Origin of the sequence: Allobosea lupini, assembly GCF_900109525.1 — a bacterium.
Classification (GTDB): Bacteria; Pseudomonadota; Alphaproteobacteria; order Rhizobiales; family Beijerinckiaceae; genus Allobosea; species Allobosea lupini.
This window is the reverse complement of record NZ_FOAN01000002.1, coordinates 787,405-803,572: the sequence shown is the minus strand read 5'-3', so window position 1 is coordinate 803,572 and position 16,168 is coordinate 787,405. Positions and strand designations below refer to the sequence as shown.

Annotated in this window: 14 protein-coding genes; 11 read left to right on the top strand and 3 right to left on the bottom strand. The window is 65.8% G+C overall.

The features are described from left to right. The first annotated feature begins 99 nt into the window (after positions 1-99). Both BMZ21_RS09335 and BMZ21_RS09330 read left to right on the top strand, forming a co-directional pair. On the top strand, positions 100-2,010 hold the full coding sequence (locus tag BMZ21_RS09335) for a TRAP transporter large permease (RefSeq protein ID WP_091832200.1): 1,911 nt from the start codon (positions 100-102) through the stop codon (positions 2,008-2,010). A 145-nt stretch (positions 2,011-2,155) separates the two neighbouring features. Then, positions 2,156-3,169 carry a TRAP transporter substrate-binding protein gene (locus BMZ21_RS09330; RefSeq protein WP_091832197.1) on the top strand — a complete coding sequence of 338 codons (1,014 nt, stop codon included), beginning with the start codon at positions 2,156-2,158 and terminating at the stop codon, positions 3,167-3,169. A 144-nt stretch (positions 3,170-3,313) separates the two neighbouring features. Here BMZ21_RS09330 and BMZ21_RS09325 read toward each other — a convergent pair whose 3' ends face one another. Beyond that, the gene (locus tag BMZ21_RS09325) at positions 3,314-4,489 is read right to left on the bottom strand and encodes a hypothetical protein (protein ID WP_143079681.1); all 1,176 of its coding nucleotides are present in this window, start codon (positions 4,487-4,489) and stop codon (positions 3,314-3,316) included. A 257-nt stretch (positions 4,490-4,746) separates the two neighbouring features. Between BMZ21_RS09325 and BMZ21_RS09320 the strand changes: the two genes are divergently transcribed. The 5 genes from BMZ21_RS09320 to BMZ21_RS09300 all read left to right on the top strand — a co-directional run bounded on the left by BMZ21_RS09320 (position 4,747) and on the right by BMZ21_RS09300 (position 10,427). Continuing rightward, entirely contained in the window at positions 4,747-5,019 is a 273-nt protein-coding gene (locus BMZ21_RS09320; protein ID WP_091832191.1) for a hypothetical protein, read from the top strand. 146 nt (positions 5,020-5,165) lie between these two features. After that, on the top strand, positions 5,166-6,341 hold the full coding sequence (locus BMZ21_RS09315) for an acyl-CoA dehydrogenase family protein (protein ID WP_091832482.1): 1,176 nt from the start codon (positions 5,166-5,168) through the stop codon (positions 6,339-6,341). Then, positions 6,338-6,937 carry a TetR/AcrR family transcriptional regulator gene (locus tag BMZ21_RS30985; RefSeq protein WP_091832187.1) on the top strand — a complete coding sequence of 200 codons (600 nt, stop codon included), beginning with the start codon at positions 6,338-6,340 and terminating at the stop codon, positions 6,935-6,937. Before BMZ21_RS09315 ends, BMZ21_RS30985 begins: the two co-directional genes overlap by 4 nt. Before the next feature lie 59 nt (positions 6,938-6,996). Next, positions 6,997-9,315: a putative bifunctional diguanylate cyclase/phosphodiesterase gene (locus tag BMZ21_RS09305; protein WP_091832184.1), complete on the top strand. Its 2,319-nt coding sequence runs from the start codon at positions 6,997-6,999 to the stop codon at positions 9,313-9,315. A gap of 71 nt (positions 9,316-9,386) precedes the next feature. Beyond that, positions 9,387-10,427 (top strand): histone deacetylase family protein, encoded by a 1,041-nt coding sequence (locus BMZ21_RS09300; protein ID WP_091832181.1) that lies wholly within the window; start codon positions 9,387-9,389, stop codon positions 10,425-10,427. A gap of 212 nt (positions 10,428-10,639) precedes the next feature. On the opposite strand, the gene msrA is transcribed toward BMZ21_RS09300, so the two are convergent. Continuing rightward, the gene (gene msrA, locus BMZ21_RS09295; RefSeq protein WP_091832178.1) at positions 10,640-11,146 is read right to left on the bottom strand and encodes a peptide-methionine (S)-S-oxide reductase MsrA; all 507 of its coding nucleotides are present in this window, start codon (positions 11,144-11,146) and stop codon (positions 10,640-10,642) included. A gap of 76 nt (positions 11,147-11,222) precedes the next feature. Further along, on the bottom strand, positions 11,223-12,779 hold the full coding sequence (locus BMZ21_RS09290) for an acetolactate synthase large subunit (protein ID WP_091832175.1): 1,557 nt from the start codon (positions 12,777-12,779) through the stop codon (positions 11,223-11,225). A 339-nt stretch (positions 12,780-13,118) separates the two neighbouring features. On the opposite strand from BMZ21_RS09290, the gene BMZ21_RS09285 reads away from it, so the two are divergent. The 4 genes from BMZ21_RS09285 to BMZ21_RS09270 are packed head-to-tail and all read left to right on the top strand — an operon-like array spanning position 13,119 to position 16,142. Further along, positions 13,119-14,072 carry an ABC transporter substrate-binding protein gene (locus BMZ21_RS09285; protein ID WP_425285427.1) on the top strand — a complete coding sequence of 318 codons (954 nt, stop codon included), beginning with the start codon at positions 13,119-13,121 and terminating at the stop codon, positions 14,070-14,072. Further along, the gene (locus BMZ21_RS09280) at positions 14,069-14,584 is read left to right on the top strand and encodes a mismatch-specific DNA-glycosylase (protein WP_091832168.1); all 516 of its coding nucleotides are present in this window, start codon (positions 14,069-14,071) and stop codon (positions 14,582-14,584) included. The genes BMZ21_RS09285 and BMZ21_RS09280 overlap by 4 nt, the downstream gene beginning before the upstream one ends. A gap of 2 nt (positions 14,585-14,586) precedes the next feature. Beyond that, on the top strand, positions 14,587-15,360 hold the full coding sequence (locus BMZ21_RS09275) for an ABC transporter permease (protein WP_091832165.1): 774 nt from the start codon (positions 14,587-14,589) through the stop codon (positions 15,358-15,360). Beyond that, positions 15,357-16,142: an ABC transporter ATP-binding protein gene (locus tag BMZ21_RS09270; RefSeq protein ID WP_167561582.1), complete on the top strand. Its 786-nt coding sequence runs from the start codon at positions 15,357-15,359 to the stop codon at positions 16,140-16,142. Before BMZ21_RS09275 ends, BMZ21_RS09270 begins: the two co-directional genes overlap by 4 nt. Positions 16,143-16,168: the final 26 nt, after the last annotated feature.

The following is a 16,168-nucleotide window of genomic DNA, read 5'->3' as shown; positions in this document are numbered from 1 at the left end:
AACAGCGGTTGATCCGTGTATGTTCCAGCCGGAACGAGCGAGTTAATTCGCCATAATGTGGACCCGTCGGATCGGCGGGCGATGGGAGGAGCGGCCCTTATGGCCGAGACAAGCACAGGCGTGGCCGCCGGCGCGCATGTCAGCGCAAACTCCAGCGACGGCGTTGCCGCGGTCCTGGAGAGCCTCGACCATACCCCGAAGCGTGTCGGCTCGGCGCTGGTGCGCCCGCTCGAGGTCATCGCCGCGTGCCTGCTCGTCGCCATCGTCACGCTGCTGCTGGCTGGGGTGACCTCGCGCTATGTCCTCTCGATCCCGGTGGTTTGGATCGACGAGGCCGCCTCGATCTGCTTCCTCTGGCTCGCCATGCTCGGCGCCGCCATCGCGATCGACCGCAACGAGCACCTGCGCCTGACCCTCTTCGTCGGCATGCTGCCGGAGCGCCTGCGCGGTCTCGCCCATGCCTTCGGCCTGCTCGCGGTCGCGACTTTCCTCGCGGTGATGACCTGGCCGGCGATCGACTATGTCATCGAGGAATCCTACGTCACCTCGGCGGCGCTCAACATTCCCTCGAGCTACCGTGTCTCGGCGATCGCCTTCGGCATCATCGCCATGCTGGCGCTGGTGCTGACCTATGCAGTCCGGACCTGCACGCTGCGCGATCTCCTGATCTCGGCTGCGGTGATCGGCCTCGTCGCGGCCGCCTTCTTTCTGCTGACGCCGGTGTTCAAGACGCTGGGGTACGTCAACATCGCCATCTTCCTGCTCGGTGTCGTCGGCCTCTGCCTCGTCGCCGGCATCCCGATCGCCTTCTGCTTCGGGTTGGGGGCGCTCTGCTTCCTGTCGTTCAGCACGACCGTGCCGATCTTCGTCATGATCGGGCGCATGGACGAAGGCATGTCGAGCCTGATCCTGCTGTCGGTTCCGATCTTCGTGCTGCTCGGTTGCGTGCTCGACGCCACCGGCATGGGCAAGGCGATCGTCGACTTCCTCGCTTCATTGCTCGGGCATGTCCGCGCCGGCATGTCCTATGTGCTGCTTGGCTCGCTCTTTCTGGTCTCCGGCATTTCCGGCTCCAAGGTTTCCGACATGGCGACGGTGGCGCCGGCCCTGTTCCCTGAGATGAAGCGGCGCGGCTATCAGCCCAAGGAGCTGATCGCGCTGCTCTCGACCGGCGCCGCCATGGCCGAGACCGTGCCGCCCTCGATCGTGCTGATCGTGCTCGGCTCGGTCGCTGGCGTCTCGATCGCGGGGCTCTTCACCAACGGCCTCGTCGTCGCGACCGTGCTGCTGCTCGTGCTCGCCATCCTGGCGCGCTGGAAGGCGCGGGGCGAGATGCTGAAGGGCGTGCGCCGCGCGCCGTTCGCGACGATCTGGAAGACGGCGCTGGTCGCGGCACCTGCCCTCGTCCTGCCCTTCCTGATCCGCAGCGCCGTCGGCGGCGGCGTCGCCACCGCGACCGAGGTCTCGACCATCGCTGTGCTCTATGCGCTGATCGTGGGCATCGTGCTCTATGGCGGCATCAGCTGGCGCACCTTCTACGGCATGCTGGTCGAGACCGCGGCGCTCTCGGGTGCGATCCTGATGATCCTCGGCACTGCCTCGGCCATGGCCTGGGCGCTGACCCAAACCGGCTTTGCCCGCGACCTTGCAACCGCGATGTCGCATCTGCCCGGCGGCTGGATCAGCTTCATGGCGGTGACGATCGTCGTCTTCATGATCCTTGGCTGCGTGCTCGAGGGCCTGCCGGCGATCGTGCTGATGGCGCCCCTGATGTTCCCGATCGCCAAGAGCCTGGGGATCAACGACATCCACTATTCGATGGTCGTCGTCACCGCGATGAACATCGGCCTGATGACGCCGCCGGTCGGCATCGGCTTCTATATCGCCTGCAAGATCGGCAATGTCGAACCGGATGAGGCGATGGGCGCGATCTGGCCCTATCTGCTCGCGCTGCTCGCCGGCCTGGCCATCATCGCCTACGTCCCGTCCTTCTCGACGATATTCCTGTGATGGGCGCCATGTCGTTCCATCATGGCCACCCGTCGCGCCCGTCGATTGCCGGATGGCGGAAACCCGCGCCAGCATGACCGAAACGCCTTGGCGTCCCCAAATAAGGGCGCGCTGACCAATGAAGAACCTTCAGGGAGGAAACACCATGTCGATCTCACGCCGCACGATCCTGCAGGGCGCCACTGCCGCCGCCACGATCGGGACCTTCTCGGTCGCCCGTGCCCAGACGCCGGAATTCACCTACAAATACGCCAACAACCTGCCGCTGGCGCATCCGATGAACGTGCGTGCCGCCGAGGCGATGGAGAAGATCAAGGCCGAGACCAATGGCAAGGTCGTCATCCAGATCTTCCCGAACAACCAACTCGGCTCCGACACCGACATGCTGAACCAGGTCCGCTCCGGCGGCGTCGAGTTCTTCACGCTGTCGCCGCTGATCCTGTCGACCCTGGTGCCAAACGCCTCGGTCAGCGGCATCGGCTTCGCCTTCCCGGACTATGACGCGGTCTGGAAGGCGATGGATGGCGAGCTCGGCGCCTATGTGCGCGGCCAGATCGCAAAGGCGAACCTGCATGTCCTCGACAAGATCTGGGACAATGGCTTCCGCCAGATGACCTCGTCGAAGGGGCCGATCAATTCTCCGGCCGATCTCAAGGGCTTCAAGATCCGGGTGCCGGTCTCGCCGCTCTGGACCTCAATGTTCAAGGCCTTCGACTCGGCTCCGGCCAGCATCAACTTCGCCGAGGTCTATACCGCGCTGCAGACCAAGATCGTCGATGGCCAGGAGAACCCGCTGGCGATCATCGCAACCGCCAAGCTGTTCGAGGTGCAGAAGTACCTCTCGCTCACCAACCACATGTGGGACGGCTTCTGGTTCCTGGCCAATCGCCGTGCCTGGGAGCGCCTGCCGCAGGACCTGCGAACGATCGTCGCCAAGAACATCGATGCTGCCGCTCTGCTGGAGCGCGACGACGTCGCCAAGCTCAATGCCGGCCTGCAGGCCGAGCTGACCTCGAAGGGCATGGTCATCAACCAGACCAAGGCCGACGAATTCCGGGCCGCGCTGCAGAAGGCCGGCTTCTACGGCGAATGGAAGGGCAAGTACGGCGACGAGGCCTGGGCGATCCTCGAGAAGGCAGTCGGCGGCAAGCTCGCCTGAGGTCTTCGGACGAGCGAACCACAGCCGTCATGGTCGGGCTTGTCCCGACCATCCACGCCTTCGTAGGTCGAGGGCTGTGGTCAAGGCGTAGATGCTCGGCACAAGGCCGAGCATGACGGTAGTGGTTGGCCGTGGCGCGACCGTTCACCCGCCCTTCTTCGCGCCCTTGCCCGGCTCGCTGAAGTCGAGCTGCTTCTGCAGGCCGAGCTGGACCATGAAGGCCGGCACCGCTTCCAGTCCCGTGTCCTTGGTCCTGCGCCAGGCGGCCGAGGCGGTTGCCGTCATGCCGTTGCCGAGGCCGCGCGCATAGTCGAGGCCGATGCTGGCCGTGCGCGTGGTCGAGTCGAGTCCGAGATAATCCTCGAGCTTCTGCCGGACGGTGAACGAAAGCGCGTTCGTGTCGTTGAAGCGCGCAGTGAGCTTGCCTTCGTGCTGGGTCACGAGGTTGATCACCGCGAAGGGCAGGGTGGTGTCCTCGACGGTGCGGCCCGACGACAGGTCGAGCGTCAGCCATTCATGGGGGATGCGCAGCTTGGCCGTGTAGAGCAGCGACTTCTGGTTCTCGAACTCCTTGTCCGGAAAGATGATCTGCAGCGGCGACAGCGAGGCCTCGAACGTCGCTCCCTTGAGTGCTGTCGAGACGAACAGATTGGGCTGCAGCCGGTAGTTGTCCCGGCGCATTCCGAGATAATCGATGCCATTGGTGAAGCGCGTGCTCGACGTCGTGAACGAGACGCCGATCTCGGTCTCGCTCTGGCGCCAGGCGATGCCCGGCGTGATGCCGAGCGTGGCAAGGTTCTCGTCCTGCGGCAGGAAATCGCCGTCGGCGAAGACGTTGCGCTCGTTCAGCGCGGCAAGCCGCGCCTCGGCATTGGCGAAGAGCCTGAAGGAGCCGAGGCTGAGATTGAGCCGCTCGCGCCAGGTCAGGGTATTGCGGCGGCGCGACCAGCTCTGCTCGTTCTCGATCGCGAGCGAGGACTGCAGAGAGAGCGTCTCGCCGATCCCGGTCGCATGCTTCAGCGTCAGCGCATGGGAGCGGCTGGCGGCGAGCTGGCGCGGATCGTACTGGGTGTCGACCAGCAGGACGTCGAGCACGTAGCCGTCCTGCAGCGTGCCGCGCAGATAATTCCAGCTTGCGAAGCCCGTCAGTGTCGGGCTGCCCCGCTCGCCTTTGCTGTTGGTCGGGCTGGAGTCGAAGCCGCCGCGCAGGCCGACCACGGCTGTCGAGGTCAGGGTCTCCGTCGTGTCCTCCCCTGCAGTGGCAGGAAAGGCACTGGCCGCAATGCAAAAGAGCGCGAAGACTGACCTGATCGGACGCATGAACATCACCTCTCTCAGTCGAGGATAGGTGATAATGCCTAATTGTCAGTTAATATTATCAATATGTCGGCTGTATAGCTAAGAAATGATCTAATAGAATATATGTCATACTATGAGTTGCTTCAGATCGTATTCGGACGCGCGGCGGTTAACGCTAGCAAGTATGGTTAACAATGTGTTCAGGTTGCGACGAAGATAAAATACAACCAAAACGTGCATATCGCTTCGACACCCGAAGCGAGTGCAGGGAGAGAAAGATGAAATACGCATTTGTTCTTGCCTCGATCGCCGCCTTCTCGGTCAGCCCCGCCTTCGCCGGCGGTCATGGCGGCTCCGGCAGCCGCGGCGGCGGGCTCCTCGGCAACGTCGTGGCGTCGGTTGCTTCGGTCACGACCGCCGTCTCCAACGTCAAGGTCCTCAACAATGTCTCGGTGCTGAGCGGCAACGGCATCCTGAACGGCAACAAGGTCAGTGTCGGCCGTGGCGGCGTCGGAATCGGTAATGGCGGGCATGGCTGCGGCTGCAACTGATCCTGCGATGTGACGACCGGGGATCGCACCGGCATGGAGGAAGAGGGGCCTCGCAGCCCCTCTTTTCATGTGCGAGTTCGGATAGTTGCCTACCTGCCAGTCGGTAGGTTAGGCTCATGCAGGAACAGCGGAGCATGATGGCGGCGATGGACGGTTTCGATACGGTCGGCGGTGGAACGCTCCGCTCGCCCTATTTCGGCGAGGAGCACGAGGCGCTGCGCGATCAGTTGCGCCGCTTCGTCACGAACGAGGTCAAGCCGCACGGGCTCGCCTGGGAAGAGGCCGGCATGGTGCCGCGCCAGGTGCTGGCCCGCATGGGCGAGCTCGGCTTCCTCGGCATCCGCTATCCCGCCGAGTATGGCGGCTCCGAGCTCGACACGCTCGCGACCGTGGTGCTTGCCGAGGAGCTCGGCCGCTCGACCTTCTCGGGCTTCGCCATCACCGCGCTCGTCCATACCGACATGGCCTCGGTCCATGTCTTCAATGCCGGCAGCAAGGCGCAGCGCGACCGCTGGATGCCCGATATCGTCGCCGGCAAGGTGATCTGCGCCATCGCCGTCACCGAGCCCGACGCCGGCTCCGACGTGAAGGGCATCCGCACCACGGCGCGGCGCGACGGCGATTCCTACGTGCTGAACGGCGCCAAGATGTTCATCACCAACGGCGTCCATGCCGATCTCTACTGCGTCGCCGCCAAGACCGATGCATCGGCCAGGCCCTCGCAGTCGGTCTCGATGTTCCTGATCGAGAAGGGCACGCCCGGCTTCCGCGTCAGCCGCGCTCTCGACAAGCATGGCTGGCGCTCCTCCGACACGGCCGAGTTGGTCTTCGAGGATTGCCGGATTCCGGCGGAGAACCTGCTCGGCGGCGAGGGGCGCGGCTTCTACGCGATCATGCGCAATTTCCAGAACGAGCGCACCGTGATCGGCGCCATGGCGATGGGCGAGGCGCAGGCCGCGATCGAACTGACGGTTGACTATGTTCGCACCCGCACCGCCTTCGGCGCGCCGCTCTGGGACAAGCAGGCGATCCGCCAGAAGCTCGCCATGCTGGCAGGCAAGGTCGAGGCCGGGCGCCAGCTCGTCCATCACGCCGCCTGGCTCGACGCCAAGGGCTTCGATGCGACGCGCGAGGTCTCGATGGTCAAGGCTTATTGCGGCGAGCTGGTCAACGAGGTCATGTACGCCTGCGTCCAGTTTCATGGCGGCATGGGCTTCATGCGCGAGAGCGCGATCGAGCGCATGGCCCGCGACGCGCGCGTCCAGGCGATCGGTGGCGGCGCCACCGAGGTCATGCTCGAAGAGGTGGCGAAGCGGCTGTGACGGTCGTGACCGGACGCGCCGAACGGGCAGTGCTCGAAGGCGGCGCGCGCCGCCTGATCCTCGACCATGCGGCGCGCCTCCTGCGCAGCAATGGCTACCACCAGACCAGCCTGCGCGAGATCGCCGAGGCGGTCGGGATCCGAAAGGCCAGCCTCTATCATCATTTCCGTTCGAAGGAGGAGATCGTCGAGGCGGTGGTCAATGACGGTGTCGGCTTCGTCCATGACGCTGTGCGCGCCGCCCTGGACGCGACCGGCAAGGCCGATATGCGCCGCCGGCTCGAAGCGGCGATCGCGGCGCATCTCGCCGCCCTGCACGGCCATTCCGACTACACCTGCGCCAGCATCAAGGTCTTCAGCTTCGGCGATAATCCGACGCCGGAGAGCGTGCGGGGCATCCGCCGCGCCTATGACGATCTCTGGCGGGCGCTGATCGAAGAGCTTGCCGGTGCTGGTGTCCTCGCGCCCGGCATCGCACCGGAACGGCTGCGGCTTTTCCTGCTCGGGGCGATGAACGGCTCGGTCGATTGGTATCGCGAGGGGCGTTTCGACATCGCACAACTTGCCGGCGAGCTCGCCGCGCTCGTCGCGCCTTAGGATGCTGATCGCCGGTTCGCTTTAACCTGGCCTTGACCGCTGCCGAACGAGTGTACGGCATGACACGCGACGGCCTGTTTCGATTTGGTGGCGAGTTCCGGGATTCCGTCCGCGAGGCGGCGTTCCGCGATGCGCGCTTCGGCGAGACGCTGCGGCAATGCCGGCTGATCTTCCTGATCTCGGCGGTCCTCAACACGCTCTTCCTCGCCAGCGACTGGCGCTTCCACGGCACACCGCATTTCTTCGTCGCCGTGCCGGCGCGGCTCGCGGTCGTCTTCGTCTCGCTGCTCTGCTTCGCGCTGGTTCGCAAGGCGGCACGCATCTCGCAGGCGCAAGGCGTGCTGATCGGCTGGGAGGTCTCGACCGCGCTGATGGTCGCGCTGCTGGTGTCGTCGCGCAGCGATCTAGCCCTCTTCGTCGTGCTGATGCTGCCTTCGATCTTCTATCTGGTCGCGCCGACGGCCTTCCGCTGGACGCTTGTCCTGGGGGGCGGCTGCAGCGCTCTCATGCTCGCAGGCTATCTCGGTAACGGGCCGCTGCCCTCGACGCTGCCCGGCCTGATCCTGGTCCTCGTCATGCTCAACTTCGCGCTCGGGCTGGTCGTCGTCCACGGCAACCGGCTGCGCCGACTCGAATGGGCGGCGACGCAGGCCGAGCGCCAGGCCAAGGACGAGCTCGGCGCCAGCCAGGCGATGATCGAGCGCATCTTCATGGCTGTGCCGATCCCGCTCGTCGTCACCTCGCGGGGCGAGGGCCGCTTCCTGCGCGGCAACGATGCAGCCAAGCGCTATTTCGGCGACGCGGTCACGCAGGCGCAGGTCCAGGATGTCCTGCTCGATGGCGGCAATCGCCGCGTCATCGCGCGCCTGCTCAAAGACCACGATCAGATCGAGGGCCATGAGGCGCAGGTCCGCGATGGCAGCGGCGCCGTCCGCGACGTGCTGATCACCGCTACGACGTTGCCGATCGGCGAGAACCCGGCCGTCGTCGCGGGGATCGTCGACATCACCGATCGCAAGGCGGCCGAGGCCCGCACCCGCCGCCAGGCGACTCATGACGCTCTGACCGGCCTGCCCAATCGTCTGCTGTTCCACGAGCGGATGCAGCAGGCCCTGGCGCGGATGGCGAGCAAGGGCGGGGCGGTCGCGCTCTTCCTGATCGATCTCGACGATTTCAAGTCGATCAACGACACGCTCGGCCATGACGCCGGCGACGCGCTGCTGATCGAAGCGGCGAAGCGGCTCGCCGCCGCGATCGGCCCGGACGAGTTGGTCGCTCGGCTCGGCGGCGACGAGTTCGTCGTGCTCTCGACGCAGCGGTTGACAGGGTTCGAGGCGTTGGTGCGAGGCGAGGCGCTGATCGAGGTCCTGCGCCAGCCCTGCGAGCATGCCGGCCAGATGATCGCGACGCGGGCGAGCCTTGGCATTGCGCTCGCGCCCGAGCATGATCGCGATGGCGTCGAATTGATGAAGGACGCCGATCTCGCGCTCTACCGGGCCAAGGCGAACGGCCGCAACATGGCGATCGTCTACGAGCCGGCGATGCGGGCGGCGATGGCGCGCCGCGTCGCGGTCTGCCAGGGGCTGGCCGGCGCGCTGAAGGACGAGCGGATTCTGCCTTACTACCAGCCGCAGGTCGCGGTCGACACCGGCCGGATCGCCGGCTTCGAGGCTCTGGCGCGCTGGCGTCATTCCGAGCGCGGGATCATCCCGGCCGCCGCCTTCCAGGAAGGCTTCCAGGATCCCGAGATCGCCAACGGGATCAGCGACGCGATCATCGCGGCCGTGGTGAGCGATCTGCGCCGCTGGCTCGATGCCGGGCTCGATGTCGGCCATGTCTGCGTCAACCTCGCGGCCAGCGTCTTCCGCGACCCGGCGCTGCCGGAGCGCCTGCTCGGCCAGCTTGCCGCAGCCGGCGTGCCGGCCAGCCATTTCGGCGTCGAGGTCACCGAGACCGTGCTGCTCACCCGCAATGCCGACGAGGCCGAGCGCACGCTGAAGACCCTGCGCGCTGCGGGCCTGCGCGTCGCGCTCGACGATTTCGGCACCGGCTACGCCTCGCTCACCCATCTCAAGCGCTTCCAGGTCGATGCGCTCAAGATCGATCGCGGCTTCGTCAGTCACGTCACCGAGAACGGCGGCGATGCGGCGATCGTGCGGGCGCTGCTCCGGCTCGCAGACGATCTGCGTCTCGATGTCATCGCAGAGGGTGTCGAGACAGCCGAGCAGGAGGCTTTCCTCAAGGATCAAGGCTGCCGCTTCGCCCAGGGCTATCGTTACGCCAGGCCTGCTCCGGCCGGCCGCGTGCCCTGGTTGCTGCAACTGCCGGACCTGCTGCCCAAGGGCGACGCCATGCACGGGGATAGTGCCGCCGCCTGATCCGGCGCACTGGTCGCAGCACAATTTTCGTGGCGCTATGCCGCTCTCAATGTCGATGCCGAGAGCCCTGCATGCGCGCCTTCTATCATCCCGACCAGTCCAAGCACGATCCGCAGCAATATATGCGCTTCGGAAGAATCGTCGCGCCGAAGGACCTGCCGGAACGGACCGAACGGCTGCTGGGCGCGCTCGCCAAGCACGGCGTCACGCCCGAGCGCCCGGCCGAGCATGGCACGGCGCCGATCCTTGCGGTTCATGACGAAGGCTTCGTCCGCTTTCTGGAGGGACTCTGGCAGCGCTGGCTCGCTCTGCCCGAGCACGGGCCGGAGGCCTGGCCCAATACCTTCCCTTATTGGAGCGGCCGCACCGACGAGGATGTTCGCCCGCCTTGCCGGCCGACCGGGATCATGGGCCAGCTCGGCTGGTATCTCGGCGATCTCTCGGTGCCGGTCGGCGAGCATTGCTGGCTCTCGACCCTGCGCTCGGCCGAGACCGCGGTCTCCGGCGCCGATGCAGTCATTGCCGGTGAGCGCGCCGTCTATTCGCTCTGCCGTCCCTCGGGCCATCATGCCCGCGCCGACCGCGCCACCGGCTTCTGCTATCTCAACAACAGCGCGATCGCCGCGCAGCGCCTGCGCAGCAAATTCGGCAAGGTCGCGATCCTCGATGTCGATGCCCATCACGGCGACGGCACCCAGCAGATATTCTATCGCCGCGACGACGTGCTGACGATCTCGGTCCATGCCGATCCGGCGGATTATTACCCCTTCTTCACCGGCTATGCCGACGAGCGCGGGAACGGACCGGGCGAGGGCTTCAACCTCAATTTGCCGCTCGCCCATGGTGCCGGCGGCGCCGAGATGGAAGCGGCGGTCGACCGTGCCGGCCGCGCCATCCGCGAGTTCGGTGCGGAAGCCCTGGTGATCGCGCTCGGCTACGACGCCCACAAGCATGACCCGATCGGCGTGCTCAAGCTGGAAGCAGCTGATTTCGGCACGATCGGCGAGCGGGTGAAGGCGCTAGGACTGCCGACGCTGGTGGTGCAGGAGGGTGGCTACGCGATCGAGGCGATCGGCGATTGCCTCGATGCGTTTTTGGGTGGGTTCAAGTAGAGCTTCCTTCTCCCACCCATCTCGGGCCTGCCCAAGATGGGCACTCTGGATGGTGCATGTCGGAAATATCCGACATGCACGGGGAGAAGGTCCCGGCAGGGGGATGACGGCGCTTTGACTGGGTGAAACGAAAAAGGGCCGCCTACGCGACCCTTTCCTCATCCGTCAGCGCTTCGCGCTGCCACCTTCTCTCCCGTGGGGAGAAGGCTTCACTACTCCGCCGCCTCGCGCCGCGGCAGCACCCAGTCCGGGCGGACCCAGTGGCAGGTATAGCCGGCCGGGTAGCGCTCCAGATAATCCTGGTGCTCCGGCTCGGCCTCCCAGAAGTCGCCTGCGGGCTTCACCTCGGTGGTCACGCGGCCCGGCCAGCGGCCCGACGCATTCACCTCGGCGATCACCTCCTCGGCGATCTTCTTCTGGGTGTCGTCGACATAATAGATGCCCGAGCGATAGCTGGTGCCGAGGTCGTTGCCCTGGCGGTTCAGCGTGGTCGGGTCGTGGATCTGGAAGAAGAACTCGACCAGTTGCCGATAACCGATCCTGGCGGGATCGAAGATGATCTCGATGCCCTCGGCATGGGTCCCGTGATTGCGATAGGTCGCGTTCTTCACGTCGCCGCCGGTATAGCCGACCCGGGTGCTCTCGACGCCGGGGAGCTTGCGGATCAGGTCCTGCATGCCCCAGAAGCAACCGCCTGCGAGTACAGCTCGTTCCGTCATGTCAAACCTCCTTGCTGCTGCCCAGATAAGTATCGACGCCTGAATTCGCCATGCCCGCGTATCTGGTTACAGAGCCTCAGATCACCGCCTCGATCAGGAACGGCCCCTTGCGGCTGAGCGCGCCCTTGAACAGCTTGGTGAACTCCTCCGCCGTCGTGGCGCGGCCGGCCTCGACGCCCATGCCCTTGGCCATAGACACCCAGTCCAGTGCCGGCTCGTCGAGATTGAGCATCAACTTGGCGTTGCGGCCGAAATCGTTGACGCCGACATTGCGCATCTCGCCGTGCAGGATCGCATAGGTCCGGTTGGCGAAGACGACGGTGACGACGTCGAGGTTCTCGCGCGCCTGCGTCCACAGGCCCTGGACCGTGTACATGCCGGAGCCGTCGGCCTGCATGCCGATGACCTTGCGGTCCGGGCAGGCGACGGCAGCCCCGACCGCGAGCGGGATGCCTTCGCCAATCGCGCCGCCGGTGAGCTGGATGTAGTCGTGCTGGGGCGCGCCGTGGCAGTCAAAGTAGAAGCTGCGGCCCGACGAGACCGACTCGTCGCAGATGATCGCGTTCTCCGGCAGCAGCCGCGCGACGATGGCGCAGACCTTGTCGGCGTCGAGCGTGCCGGTCGGCAGTGCGCCGTCGGCTGCCTGCGGCGTGGCGATGAAGGCCGGCGGCGTCGCCCGCGCCGAGAGCTCCTCGGCCAGCGCCTCGATCGTTCCCGGCAGGTCGTCCCCGGGCACGGCCAGTTGCTCGACCTGGCAGTTCTCGTGCACCAGCCGGCCGGGCTTGCCCGGATAGGCGAAGAAGCCGACCGGCACCTGGGCGCCGATCAGGACGAGCAGGTCGATGTCCTTGAGCTGCTGCAGCGCCATGTCGATCGGATAGAACACCTTCGGGATGGCGACGCGGCCGGCGCCGCGCTCGATCCGCCCGTTCGACATCTGCGCGAAGATCTGCGCGCCGGTCGCAGCGCAGACCCGCGCCGCCATCGCCATCGGCCCCTCGCGCAGCGCCGAGCCGGTCAGCATGATCGCGGCGCGCGAGCCGTGCTTGCGCAGCAGGCCGGCGACCGCGCGGATCTGGGCCGCATCGACCTGCCTGGGCGCCGGCACCGGCGTGCGCGTCAGCTCCGCGGGCTCGACGCTGCCCCAGGCGCAGTCGGCCGGCAGGATTACCGTGGTGACGCCGGGCAAGGACAGCGAGGCGGCATAGGCTTCGCCGATCGCCGGGCCGACATCCTCAGGCGAGGCGATGCGGCGCACGAATTGCGACATCGGCCGGGCGAGGCTCTCGATGTCGCTGGTCAACGGTGCATCGTGCTGGAGATGGTAGGTCGCATGGTCGCCGACCACGTTGATCATCGGGGTCCAGGCGCGCCTGGCGTTGTGCATGTTGGCGAGCGCGTTCGCCATGCCCGGCCCGCAATGCAGCAGCGTCGCCGCCGGCTTGTCGGCCATGCGGGCATAGCCGTCGGCCGCGCCGGTGACGACGCCCTCGAACAGGCCGAGCACGCAGCGCATCTGCGGCTTGCGGTCGAGCGCCGCGACGAAATGCATTTCGGACGTGCCGGGATTGGCGAAGCAGACATCGACATCGTTGACCAGCAGCGTGTCGCACAGGCGGTCGGCGCCATTCATCCGGGAAAACCTCTTTCATAGCCAAAGGCGCGTGGCGCCTGTCACGCCGAGGGGAGGGGATCGCCGCGGGAGTGTCAAACAAGAGAATGTCATTGCTTTCCCAAGCGGGGGTGATCGGCGGCTCATTCGCCGGCCCGCCTCGAGCCCTTATCCTTCGAGATGCGATCTGCGATCGCTCCTCAGGATGACGGCTGATTGGGCGATCGCCGCCTTGACCGGTTTGCATATGCATTTAACGTGATTTGGAACGAAGCTTGCTTTATGGGCGCGATCGGGCTGCGTTGGCCGGGGTCTCCGCCGCAAGCGGGAACAAGTGGGGAAGGGTTCGTCATGACAGGTTTGAAGCGTATCGGGATGCTGGCCGGGATCGGCCTTGCAGCCCTCATGACCGCCGGCGGCGTGCAGGCGCAGACCAAGGTGAATATCGGCATTTCCGGCTGGACCGGCTTCGCGCCGCTGACCCTCGCCAAGGAAGCCGGCATCTTCGCCAAGAACGGCCTCGACGTCTCGATCAAGAAGATCCCGCAGAAGGATCGCCACCTCGCCATCGCCTCGGGCGACATCCAATGCGCCGCGACCACGGTCGAAACCTGGATCGTCTGGGACGCTGCCGGCATCAAGACCAAGCAGATCTTCCAGCTCGACAAGAGCTATGGCGCCGACGGCATGGCCGTGCGCGGCTCGACCGCTTCCATCAAGGACCTCAAGGGCAAGACGGTCGCGGCCTCTGCGCCCGGCACCTCGCCCTATTTCGCCCTCGCCTGGATCCTCAAGGAAAACGGCATGTCGGTGAAGGACGTCAACGTCGTCAACATGGAGCCCGGCCCGGCCGCGCAGGCCTTCATCGCCGGCCAGAACGACGCGGCGATGACCTATGAGCCCTATCTTTCGGCCGTGCGCGAGAAGCAGGAGGCCGGCAAGATCATCGCCACCACCCTCGACTATCCGATGGTGATGGACACCTTCGGCTGCACGCCGAAATTCCTGGCCGAGAACGATGCGGCCGCCGTCGCGCTGACCAAGAGCTATTTCGAGGCATTGGAGCTGATCAAGGCCGACCAGGCCAAGGCCTATGGCATCATGGGCGCCGACGTGAAGCAGACCGGCGAGCAGTTCGGCAAGTCGGCCGGCTATCTGCGCTGGTCGGACTCTGCCGGCAACAAGGCCTTCTTCTCCGGCGAGTGGCAGGCCTTCACCAACAAGGCGGCCGACCTCCTGCTCGAGATCGGCCTGATCAAGGCCAAGCCCGACATCGCCACGCTGGTCGAGACCAAGTACGTCGCCGGCAAGTGAGCGGCGACGTCCTGCCGGACGTTCTGACGTCCGGCCTGCGTGTCGTCTTCTGCGGCACGCAGGCCGGAGCGGTCTCCGCCCGGCGGGGCGCCTACTATGCCGGCCCCGGCAACAAGTTCTGGAAGACCCTGTTCGAGACCGGGCTTATCCCTGAGCCGCTCGGCCCCTCGGATTTCGCAGGATTGCCGCGATACGGCATCGGCTTCACCGATGTCGCCAAGGGAACCTCCGGCCCCGACACGGCGCTGATGCGGCACCATTTCGATAGCGCCGGCTTCCTGGCCAAGCTTCGTGAATGCGCTCCGGCGATCGTCGCGTTCAACGGCAAGCGTGCCGCCCAGGCTGTGCTGGAGGAGGAGAGGGGCCGCAGGCTCGCCTATGGCCTCCAGCCGTCCCTGCTCGTAGGAAGCCGCGTCTTCATCCTGCCCTCTACCTCCGGGGCGGCCTCCGGCTACTGGTCCATCGAGCCCTGGCGTGAACTCGCCGCCCTCGTGAAGGAAACAAGTTTCTGACGATGAAACCACTCCAGCCTGTCTCCGCCGGCGCCCGCGTCGGCTACGGCATCGCCTTCTTCGCGCTCTTCGTCGTCGTCTGGTCGGTCGCGACCTTCGGCGGCTATGTCCAGAAGCTGTTCCTCGCCGATCCGCTGACCATGGTCGGCGAAGGCTGGAACCTGCTCGTCAACCACGGCTTCATCGTCGATATCGGTATGACGATCTGGCGGGTCGTCGGCGGCTTCATCCTCGCCGTCATCTTCGCACTGCCGCTCGGCATCCTGATGGGCGCCTACAAGCCGGTCGAAGCCTTCCTCGAGCCCTTCGTTTCTTTCGCACGCTATCTGCCGGCCTCGGCCTTCATCCCGCTGCTGATCCTCTGGGCCGGCATCGGCGAGACGCAGAAGCTGCTGGTCATCTTCATCGGCTCGTTCTTTCAGCTCGTGCTGATGATCGCCGTCGCGGTCGGTGGCATCCGGCGCGACCTGGTCGACGCCGCCTATACACTGGGCGCGAGCGATTCCTCCGTGGTGCGCCGCGTGCTCCTGCCTAATGCCGCGCCGGAGATCGCCGAGATCTTCCGTCTCGTGCTCGGCTGGGCCTGGACCTATGTCATCGTCGCGGAGCTGATCGGCTCGTCCTCCGGCATCGGACACATGATCACCGACAGCCAGGCGCTCTTGAACACCGGGCAGATCATTTTCGGCATCATCGTCATCGGACTGATCGGTCTGATCTCGGATTTCCTCTTCAAGGCGGTCAACCAGCGCCTGTTTCCATGGGCGCAGGCATGAGCAAGCTTCTGATCGACCAGGTCGGCAAGGTCTTCCCGGCTAGAGGCAAGGGCCAGCCGACGCGGGCGCTGATGCCGACCTCGCTCACCGTCGCCGACAACGACTTCATCACCATCCTCGGCCCCTCCGGCTGTGGGAAGTCGACGCTGCTGCGTATCATCGGCGGGCTGGAGACCGCGAGCGAAGGCAAGATCCTGCTCGACGGTACGCCGGTCACCGGGCCGGGCGCCGATCGCGGCTTCGTCTTCCAGAGCTACACGCTCTTCCCCTGGCTGAGCGTGGTGCAGAATATCGCCTTCGGCCTGCGCGAGAAGGGCGTGCCCGAGCGCGAGCGGCTCGGCATCGCCCGCAAATGGGCCGAGCGTGTCGGGCTTTCCGGTTTCGTCGACCATTTCCCCAAGCAGCTCTCCGGCGGCATGCAGCAGCGCACTGCGATCGCCCGTGCGCTTGCCAACGATCCCAAGATCCTCCTGCTCGACGAGCCCTTCGGCGCGCTCGACAACCAGACCCGCGCGCTGATGCAGGAAATGCTGCTCGGCATCTGGGAGCGCGAGCAGAAGACCGTGCTCTTCGTCACCCACGACATCGAAGAGGCGATCTTCGTCGGCTCGCGCGTGGTGGTGATGAGCGCTCGCCCCGGGCGGATCAAGGCCGACATACCGGTCGAGCTTCCCCATCCCAGGCCCTACACGATCAAGACCACGCCCGAATTCGTCGCGCTGAAGGAACGCCTCGTGGAGGAGATCCGGATCGAAGCTGTGCTCGCGGCCGAAGGGCACTAGCAACCAAGCCACCATACCGGTTGACT

What these genes read in the sequence shown, in the direction of transcription:
- BMZ21_RS09290 (WP_091832175.1), bottom strand. Translation starts at nt 12,779, where the DNA reads ATGAATGGCGCCGACCGCCTGTGCGACACGCTGCTGGTCAACGATGTC.
- msrA (WP_091832178.1), bottom strand. Translation starts at nt 11,146, where the DNA reads ATGACGGAACGAGCTGTACTCGCAGGCGGTTGCTTCTGGGGCATGCAG.
- BMZ21_RS09325 (WP_143079681.1), bottom strand. Translation starts at nt 4,489, where the DNA reads ATGCGTCCGATCAGGTCAGTCTTCGCGCTCTTTTGCATTGCGGCCAGT.
- BMZ21_RS09315 (WP_091832482.1), top strand. Translation starts at nt 5,166, where the DNA reads ATGGACGGTTTCGATACGGTCGGCGGTGGAACGCTCCGCTCGCCCTAT.
- BMZ21_RS09275 (WP_091832165.1), top strand. Translation starts at nt 14,587, where the DNA reads ATGAAACCACTCCAGCCTGTCTCCGCCGGCGCCCGCGTCGGCTACGGC.
- BMZ21_RS09320 (WP_091832191.1), top strand. Translation starts at nt 4,747, where the DNA reads ATGAAATACGCATTTGTTCTTGCCTCGATCGCCGCCTTCTCGGTCAGC.
- BMZ21_RS09335 (WP_091832200.1), top strand. Translation starts at nt 100, where the DNA reads ATGGCCGAGACAAGCACAGGCGTGGCCGCCGGCGCGCATGTCAGCGCA.
- BMZ21_RS09270 (WP_167561582.1), top strand. Translation starts at nt 15,357, where the DNA reads ATGAGCAAGCTTCTGATCGACCAGGTCGGCAAGGTCTTCCCGGCTAGA.
- BMZ21_RS09300 (WP_091832181.1), top strand. Translation starts at nt 9,387, where the DNA reads ATGCGCGCCTTCTATCATCCCGACCAGTCCAAGCACGATCCGCAGCAA.
- BMZ21_RS09305 (WP_091832184.1), top strand. Translation starts at nt 6,997, where the DNA reads ATGACACGCGACGGCCTGTTTCGATTTGGTGGCGAGTTCCGGGATTCC.
- BMZ21_RS09330 (WP_091832197.1), top strand. Translation starts at nt 2,156, where the DNA reads ATGTCGATCTCACGCCGCACGATCCTGCAGGGCGCCACTGCCGCCGCC.